The following is a 7609-nucleotide window of genomic DNA, read 5'->3' as shown; positions in this document are numbered from 1 at the left end:
GGAAGGGGCGGGGGCTGATGGACAGGTTCACAGCGTTACGGCGGCCATGGCGAGAGGGAAACGCCCGGATCCATTCCGAACCCGGAAGCTAAGCCTCTCAGCGCCGATGGTACTGCCCCGGAGACGGGGTGGGAGAGTAGGACGCCGCCGGACAACACTCCACGAAGGGGCCCCAGCAACCGCTGGGGCCCCTTCGCGCATCCACGCACCGTACGGCGGCAGCACCGTCCGCGGAGCACTGCGGCGCCGGTGACCGGAGTGCACTCCGGGCCGACGTCCCGACCCGGGGCGGTCGTGGGCACCGGGGCCAGACGCCGCCCGCCTCTCCCGTCTGCGACGCCACGGCCGCGCAGCTGCTGGCCCACAGACGTGCGTCGGCCCCTCCGTCACGTGACGAAGGGGCCGACGGTGGGGGCCGGGAACCGGGCTCAGGGGACGACCCGGCGGATGCCACCGAAGGAGGCCGCGGCGGCGACGGCGGCGATGGCCGCGGGGATGCCGAAGGTGAGGGTGATCGCCGAGCGGTCGGTCAGCCAGCCCCACACATCGCCCCAGGCGCTCAGGCCGGTCGTCAGGACGGCGAAGCCTCCGATGACGACGACGGTGAGGATGGCCAGCGCCCACAGGCCGTTGGCGCCCCAGAGCTTGTAGACCACGCCGATCCCGAGCCCCACGAAGATCAGCGCCAGCATCGGTCCGCCCGAGTAGAGCACCTGCAGCAGGAAGTTGTCGGCCAGCAGTGGCGTGGGCACCCAGAAGTTGAGGTCCACGCCCCAGCCCCCGGTGGCCTGCCCGATCTCGTTGAGGACGGCCAGCGCGATGCCGTAGCCGAGCGCCGAGACGACCCCGACCAGCGCGGTGCCGAGCCAGTAGGTCCGCCGGCTCAGGCTGATGCCCATCGCGAAGGGCAGCATCTGGGTGAGCGCCTGGACGAAGACCACGCACACGGTGATGTAGAGCGCGGAGACGCCGCCGGCGAAGTTGTTGGGGTCGTGCTCGGCGACGTCGGCGAGCGCCCAGACGGCCCAGTTGATGGCGAAGCTGGTGGTCCCGACCATCCACGGCACCCCGAAGGTGACCAGCGGGTGGACCAGGTGCAGCCGAGCAGCGGCGAGGACGCGGTTCACCGGGAGACCTCTTCGAGGTCGGACGGGACGGCGGGGTGGTCCCGAGCCGTCCGCAGGCTCATGGCCACCACCAGTTGCTGGAGGCTCGTGGCCTCCCAGGAGAGGCCGGCCGCGGCGGCGTCCCCGGCGTCGGTGCCGGGGCGCAGGCGGACGACGGCCCGGCTGTGCCCGCCCAGGGACTCGGTGTGCAGGACCTCGTGGCCGGCGGCGAAGGCGTCCACCGTGGCGCGCGGCCCGGTGACGGTCAGGGCGCTGCCGCGCAGGGAGTCGGCGTCGGCATCGAGCAGCACCCGGCCGCGGTCGATGAGCAGGACGTGCTCGAGCAGGCTGGCGATCTCCTCGATGAGGTGGGTCGACAGGACCACGGTGCGCGGGTTCTCGGCGTAGTCGGCGAGCAGCCGGTCGTAGAACAGCTGCCGGGCGACGGCGTCGAGGCCGAGGTAGGGCTCGTCGAACAGCGTGACCGGTGCCCGCGAGGCCAGGCCGATGACGATGCCCACCGCGGAGTTCATCCCTCGAGAGAGCTTCTTGATCGTCCGCTTCGGCGGGAGGTCGAAGTCCCGCAGGAGGGCGGCCGCCAGGTCGCCGTCCCACCGGGGGAAGAGCATCGCGGCCGACTCCAGCGCGTCCTGCACCCGGAAGTGGTCGGGGTAGCGCTGGCCCTCCTTGATGAAGCAGACGCGGCTCAGGACGGCGTCGTTCTCGTACGGCTCGCCGCCGAGGACCTCGACCCGCCCGCTGGTCGGCCGGCGGTGGCCGGTGAGCAGCTGCATGAGGGTGGTCTTGCCGGCGCCGTTGCGGCCGAGCAGGCCGGTGATGCTGTCGGCCTCGATGGTGGTGCTCACCCCCGAGAGTGCGGTGTGCTCCCGGAAGCGCATGGTGACGTCGGTGACGGTGGCCGCGGCGCTCATCGAGGGTCCTCCCAGCGGTCGATCATGGCGCTGAGCTCCCGGGTGGAGATGCCGAGCTTGTGCGCCTCGGCCATCAGGGGGCGGACGTACTGGTCGGCGAACTCGCTGCGCCGCCGCTTCAGCAGCTGCTCGCGGGCACCCGGGGCGACGAACATCCCGACTCCTCGTCTCTTGTAGAGGACCCCGTCGGCCACCAGCTGGTTGAGGCCCTTCGCGGCGGTGGCGGGGTTGATGCGGTGGAAGGCGGCCAGCTCGTTGGACGAGGGCGCCTGGCTCTCCTCGGCGAGGGAGCCGTCGACGATCGCGTTCTCGATCTGCTCGGCGACCTGCCGGAAGATCGGGCCGCCGTCCTCGTTCATCGGAGGTCCCGGCGGGGACCCCGTCGGTTCCTTGGTTCATTACTCATGTAACGAACCATAGAGGTGCCGTGGGGTCGTGGGCAAGGCCACTACGGTGGCCGGGTGGACGCCGACGTCATCAGGCCCTTCACGGTGGACGTCCCCGAGGAGGCGGTGTCCGACCTCCGGGGGCGGCTGCGCGAGACCCGCTGGTCCGACCCGGCCACGGTCGACGACTGGTCGCAGGGGGTGCCCCTGCCCTACCTGCGCGAGCTCTGCGCGTACTGGGCGGAGGGCTACGACTGGGCGGCGCGGCAGGAGCGGGTCAACGCCGTCCCGCAGTTCGTGACCGAGGTCGACGGCCTGCCGATCCACCTCCTGCACGTCCGGTCTCCGCACGACGGCGCGCTCCCGCTGGTCCTCACGCACGGGTGGCCGGGGTCGGTGTTCGAGTTCCTCGACGTCCTCGGCCCGCTCACCGACCCCGCCGACCCGCGGGACGCCTTCGACGTCGTCGTCCCCTCGCTGCCGGGGTTCGGGTGGAGTGGCAAGCCGACAGCGCCGGGCTGGGGGCTGGAGCGCACCGCCGACGCGTGGGCCGAGCTGATGTCCCGGCTCGGGTACTCCCGGTTCGGCGCCCAGGGCGGGGACATCGGCTCGTTCGTCTCGGCCAACCTGGGCGCCCGGCACCCCGACCGGGTCGCCGGGGTGCACCTCAACATGGTGGTCACCGGCCCGCCGGAGGGCCGCACGGAGCTCACCGACCGGGAGCAGCGGGCCCTGGAGCGGGAGCGGCGCTTCCGCGCCGAGGGCGCGGCCTACAACCAGCAGCAGCGCACCCGTCCGCAGACCCTCGGGTACGGGCTGACCGACTCCCCGGCCGGCCAGTGCGCCTGGATCCTGGAGAAGTTCCACGCCTGGGCGGACTGCGCCGGCGACCCGGTGGCGACGCTGGGCGCCGACCGCATCCTCGACCACGTCAGCACCTACTGGTTCACCGCCTCGGCGACGTCCTCGGCGCGGATGTACTGGGAGATGGCGCAGGCGCCGGCCGCCCGCACACCCCGCGCGACGGTGCCCGTCGGGGTGTCGCTGTTCCCGCACGAGATCTTCCAGCCGCCCCGCGAGTGGGTGCAGGAGCAGTTCCCGGACCTGCGGACCTGGCACGAGCACGACCGGGGCGGCCACTTCGCGGCGATGGAGCAGCCCGGCCTGCTGGTGGACGACGTCCGGGAGTTCTTCCGCCCGCTGCGCTGAGGCGCAACAGAGCCGTCACACGACGCGGCTAGCGTCCGGGCTCCGCGAACACCCGGAGGTCCCGCCGCTGTGCACCTGTCCCCCCACGAGCAGGAACGGCTGCTGCTCTCCTACGCCGCCTCACTCGCCCGCCGGCGGCGCGCACGCGGCCTGCGGCTGAACCTGCCGGAGGCGACCGCCATCGTCACCGACCACGTGCTCGAGGGCGCCCGGGACGGCGTGCTGGTGGCCGAGCTCATGCAGTCCGGCCGCACGGTCCTCACCCGGGACGACGTCATGGACGGCGTCCCCGAGCTGCTGGAGGAGGTGCAGGTGGAGGCCACCTTCCCGGACGGGACCAAGCTGGTGACCGTCCACCAGCCGATCCCGTGACCGCGAGCTCGCCGGGCGGTGGCCGGCTGGTCCCGGGCGAGGTGATCCCCGCGGAGGGGACGATCGAGACGCTGCCCGGGGCGCCGCGCATCGAGCTCGAGGTCACCAACACCGGCGACCGGCCGGTGCAGGTCGGCTCGCACTTCCACTTCGCGCAGGCCAACCGGGCGCTGGAGTTTGACCGGGAGGCGGCGCACGGTCATCGGCTGGACGTCGCCGCCGGCACGGCCGTCCGCTTCGAGCCGGGGATCACCCGGACGGTGACGCTGGTGCCGCTGGCCGGCGCGCGCGTCGTGCCTGGCCTGACGACGGCACCGGGAGCATCGCAGCGAGGAACGAGCGAGGAGCGGACCGGGGCGCGGAGTCGGGCCCGGGGGCACGGCCTGACGACGGCACCGGGAGCATCGCAGCGAGGAACGAGCGAGGAGCGGACCGGGGCGCGGAGTCGGGCCCGGGGACACGGCCTGACGACGGCACCGGGAGCATCGCAGCGAGGAACGAGCGAGGAGCGGACCGGGGCGCGGAGTCGGGCCCAGGGGCACGGCCTGAGAGGCGAGGGAGGGCTCGGCTGATGGTGCAGCTGTCCCGGGAGCGCTACGCCCAGCTGTACGGACCGACCGCCGGGGACCGGATCCGGCTGGCCGACACCGACCTGCTGGTCGAGGTCGAGGAGGACCGCTGCGGCGGTCCGGGCCGCGCCGGTGAGGAGGCGGTCTTCGGCGGCGGCAAGGTGATCCGCGAGTCGATGGGCCAGGGGCGCGCCACCCGCGCCGAGGGCGCGCCCGACCTGGTGGTCACCGGAGCCGTCGTCCTCGACCACTGGGGGGTCGTCAAGGCCGACGTCGGCGTCCGCGACGGCCGGGTCGTCGCCCTGGGCAAGGCGGGCAACCCCGACACGATGGACGGCGTCCACCCGGACCTGGTGATCGGCCCGGGCACCGAGGTGCTGGCCGGCAACGGCCGGATCCTGACCGCGGGCGGGATCGACTGCCACGTGCACTTCATCTGCCCGCAGATCGTGCCGACGGCGCTGGGGTCGGGGGTCACGACACTGATCGGCGGCGGCACCGGCCCGGCGGAGGGGTCCAAGGCCACCACGATCACCCCGGGCGACTGGTACCTGGCGCGGATGCTCGAGGCGATGGACCCGTGGCCGGTCAACGTCGCGCTGCTGGGCAAGGGCAACACCGTCTCGCACGAGTCGATGGAGGAGCAGCTGCGCGGCGGTGCCAGCGGCTTCAAGCTGCACGAGGACTGGGGGTCCACGCCCGCTGCGATCGACGCCTGCCTGACCGTCGCCGGGCGGCACGGCGTCCCGGTGGCGCTCCACTCGGACACGCTCAACGAGGCCGGCTTCGTCGAGGACACGCTGGCCGCCATCGCCGGGCGGAGCATCCACGCGTACCACACCGAGGGAGCCGGAGGAGGTCACGCGCCGGACATCATCACCGTCGCCGGGCACCCGAACGTGCTGCCCAGCAGCACGAACCCGACCCGGCCGCACACGGTGAACACCCTCGACGAGCACCTCGACATGCTCATGGTCTGCCATCACCTGGACAGCTCCGTGCCCGAGGACCTCGCCTTCGCCGAGAGCCGGATCCGGCCCACGACGATCGCCGCCGAGGACCTGCTGCACGACATCGGGGCGATCTCGATGATCGGCTCGGACGCGCAGGCCATGGGACGGGTCGGCGAGGTGGTGCTGCGCACCTGGCAGACCGCGCACGTGATGAAGCGCAAGCGCGGGTCGCTGGCCGGTGACGGCGCCGCGGACAACCTGCGGGCCCGCCGGTACGTCGCGAAGTACACGATCTGCCCGGCCGTCGCGCACGGCATCGACGGCGAGGTGGGCTCGGTGGAGCCGGGCAAGCTGGCCGACCTGGTGCTCTGGGACCCCCGCTTCTTCGGCGTCCGGCCCTCCGTGGTCCTCAAGGGCGGGGTGATCGCCTGGGCGCAGATGGGCGACGCGAACGCCTCGATCCCCACGTCGCAGCCGCAGCTGCCCCGGCCGATGTTCGGCGCGTACGGCCGCGTGCCGGCGCGGACCGCGCTGCACTTCGTCGCGCCCGCGGCGCTCGAGGCCGGGCTGGCCGGCCGGCTGGCGGTCGGCCGGCGGCTGGCCGCGGTCACCGACACCACCCGGCTGACGAAGGCGGACATGCCGGAGAACACCGCGCTGCCCGAGATCCGGGTCGACCCGGACACCTTCACCGTCACGGTGGACGGCGAGGTGTGGGAGCCCGAGCCGGTACGCGAGCTGCCGATGGCGCAGCGCTACTTCCTCTTCTGATGACGGCGGCACTCCTCACGCTCGCCGACTCGCGGCTGCCCGCAGGCGGGCACACGCACTCCGGCGGGGTGGAGCAGGCGATCGCGGCCGGGCTGGTGCACGACCCGTCGTCCCTGGCCGCCTTCCTGCTGCGCCGGCTGGCGACGTCGGGTGCCGTGGCGGCCGGCCTCGCGGCCGCGGCGTGCCAGGGCGGGGACCTCGCGGTCCTCGACGCCGAGGCCGACGCGCGGACGCCGTCGCCGGCGCTGCGGGCCGCCTCGCGGCAGCAGGGCCGCGGGCTGGTGCGGGTGGGCCGCCGGGCCTGGCCGTCCCCGCTGTGGGACGCGCTGCCGGCCGCGCCGCACCACCCGGTCGCGCTCGGGATCGCCGCGGCCACCGGCGGTCTGACCCCGCGGGACGCCGCCGCGGCCGCCGCCTACCTGTCGGTCAGCGGCCCGGCCACGGCGGCGCAGCGGCTGCTGGCCATGGACCCGCTGACCGTCGCCGCGGTCACCGCGCGGCTGGCGCCCGAGATCGACGCCGTCGCCGACGGGAGCCTCTGCAGCGCTGTCGGCTCCCTCCCCGCCGACACCGACCCGCTCCTCGACCTGCTGGCCGAGGTGCACGCCACGAGAGGGGACCGCTTCTTTGCCTCCTGACCACGACCTGGACGACTACGTGGACCCGTACGAGCAGGGGCACCGGCACGGCGGGCCGCTGCGGGTCGGGCTCGGCGGTCCGGTCGGCTCCGGCAAGACCGCGCTGGCCGCGGCGCTGTGCCGCACGCTGGGCGGCGAGTACGACCTCGCCGTCGTCACCAACGACATCTACACGACCGAGGACGCCGACTTCCTCCGCCGCCACGCGGTCCTGCCCGACGACCGGATCGAGGCGGTGCAGACCGGCTGCTGCCCGCACACCGCGATCCGCGACGACATCACGGCCAACCTCGACGCCGTCGAGCTGCTCGAGGCCCGGCACCCGGGGCTGGAGCTGGTCCTGGTCGAGTCCGGCGGGGACAACCTGACCGCGTCGTTCAGCTACGGCCTGGTCGACGTGCAGGTCTTCGTCATCGACGTCGCGGGCGGGGACAAGGTGCCGCGCAAGGGCGGTCCCGGGGTCACCGCGGCCGACCTGCTGGTGGTCAACAAGACCGACCTGGCGCCGCTGGTGGGCGCCGACCTCGACGTCATGCGCCGCGACTCGGCGCTGGTGCGCGGGGACAGGCCGACCCTGCTGGTCTCGCTGCGGGAGGACCCGACAGCCGGCCCCGTGGCCGACTGGGTGCGCGAGCAGGTGCGGCTGCGGGCGCTGCAGACCACCGGGTGAGGA

General features: G+C 73.7%; 9 protein-coding genes and 1 rRNA gene. 7 read left to right on the top strand and 3 right to left on the bottom strand.

Annotated features, from left to right (window positions below; genetic code table 11):
• Positions 1-36 precede the first annotated feature (36 nt).
• A 5S ribosomal RNA gene (gene rrf, locus ACI79C_RS06285) occupies positions 37-153 on the top strand.
• Between the two features lie 275 nt (positions 154-428).
• Here the strand turns inward: rrf and ACI79C_RS06280 are convergent.
• Genes ACI79C_RS06280 through ACI79C_RS06270 form a run of 3 tightly spaced genes read right to left on the bottom strand, consistent with a single transcriptional unit; the run spans position 429 to position 2397 of the window.
• Entirely contained in the window at positions 429-1127 is a 699-nt protein-coding gene (locus ACI79C_RS06280) for a hypothetical protein (protein ID WP_456944768.1), read from the bottom strand.
• A complete protein-coding gene (locus ACI79C_RS06275) occupies positions 1124-2038 on the bottom strand; it encodes an ABC transporter ATP-binding protein (protein ID WP_456944767.1) in 915 nt (304 codons plus the stop codon). Before ACI79C_RS06275 ends, ACI79C_RS06280 begins: the two co-directional genes overlap by 4 nt.
• Positions 2035-2397, bottom strand: coding sequence for a GntR family transcriptional regulator (locus tag ACI79C_RS06270; protein ID WP_456944766.1), 363 nt, complete (start codon positions 2395-2397; stop codon positions 2035-2037). Before ACI79C_RS06270 ends, ACI79C_RS06275 begins: the two co-directional genes overlap by 4 nt.
• Positions 2398-2499: 102 nt before the next feature.
• Here ACI79C_RS06270 and ACI79C_RS06265 point away from each other — a divergent pair, with 102 nt between their 5' ends.
• The 6 genes from ACI79C_RS06265 to ureG all read left to right on the top strand — a co-directional run bounded on the left by ACI79C_RS06265 (position 2500) and on the right by ureG (position 7606).
• Positions 2500-3633: an epoxide hydrolase family protein gene (locus ACI79C_RS06265; protein WP_456944765.1), complete on the top strand. Its 1134-nt coding sequence runs from the start codon at positions 2500-2502 to the stop codon at positions 3631-3633.
• 69 nt (positions 3634-3702) lie between these two features.
• The gene (locus ACI79C_RS06260; RefSeq protein ID WP_456944764.1) at positions 3703-4005 is read left to right on the top strand and encodes an urease subunit gamma; all 303 of its coding nucleotides are present in this window, start codon (positions 3703-3705) and stop codon (positions 4003-4005) included.
• A complete protein-coding gene (locus ACI79C_RS06255; protein ID WP_456944763.1) occupies positions 4002-4577 on the top strand; it encodes an urease subunit beta in 576 nt (191 codons plus the stop codon). Before ACI79C_RS06260 ends, ACI79C_RS06255 begins: the two co-directional genes overlap by 4 nt.
• Positions 4577-6298 (top strand): urease subunit alpha, encoded by a 1722-nt coding sequence (locus ACI79C_RS06250; protein WP_456944762.1) that lies wholly within the window; start codon positions 4577-4579, stop codon positions 6296-6298. Before ACI79C_RS06255 ends, ACI79C_RS06250 begins: the two co-directional genes overlap by 1 nt.
• A complete protein-coding gene (locus tag ACI79C_RS06245) occupies positions 6298-6936 on the top strand; it encodes an urease accessory protein UreF (RefSeq protein ID WP_456944761.1) in 639 nt (212 codons plus the stop codon). The genes ACI79C_RS06250 and ACI79C_RS06245 overlap by 1 nt, the downstream gene beginning before the upstream one ends.
• Positions 6926-7606, top strand: coding sequence for an urease accessory protein UreG (gene ureG, locus ACI79C_RS06240; RefSeq protein ID WP_456944760.1), 681 nt, complete (start codon positions 6926-6928; stop codon positions 7604-7606). The genes ACI79C_RS06245 and ureG overlap by 11 nt, the downstream gene beginning before the upstream one ends.
• The last annotated feature ends 3 nt before the right edge of the window (positions 7607-7609 follow it).

It is taken from the genome of Geodermatophilus sp. SYSU D00697 (assembly GCF_054050175.1).
This window is presented reverse-complemented; position numbering and strand designations above follow the sequence as displayed.

Excerpts from the sequence above, each read along its gene's own strand:
- ACI79C_RS06275 (WP_456944767.1), bottom strand. The coding sequence starts at position 2,038 with ATGAGCGCCGCGGCCACCGTCACCGACGTCACCATGCGCTTCCGGGAG.
- ACI79C_RS06270 (WP_456944766.1), bottom strand. The coding sequence starts at position 2,397 with ATGAACGAGGACGGCGGCCCGATCTTCCGGCAGGTCGCCGAGCAGATC.
- ACI79C_RS06250 (WP_456944762.1), top strand. The coding sequence starts at position 4,577 with ATGGTGCAGCTGTCCCGGGAGCGCTACGCCCAGCTGTACGGACCGACC.
- ACI79C_RS06245 (WP_456944761.1), top strand. The coding sequence starts at position 6,298 with ATGACGGCGGCACTCCTCACGCTCGCCGACTCGCGGCTGCCCGCAGGC.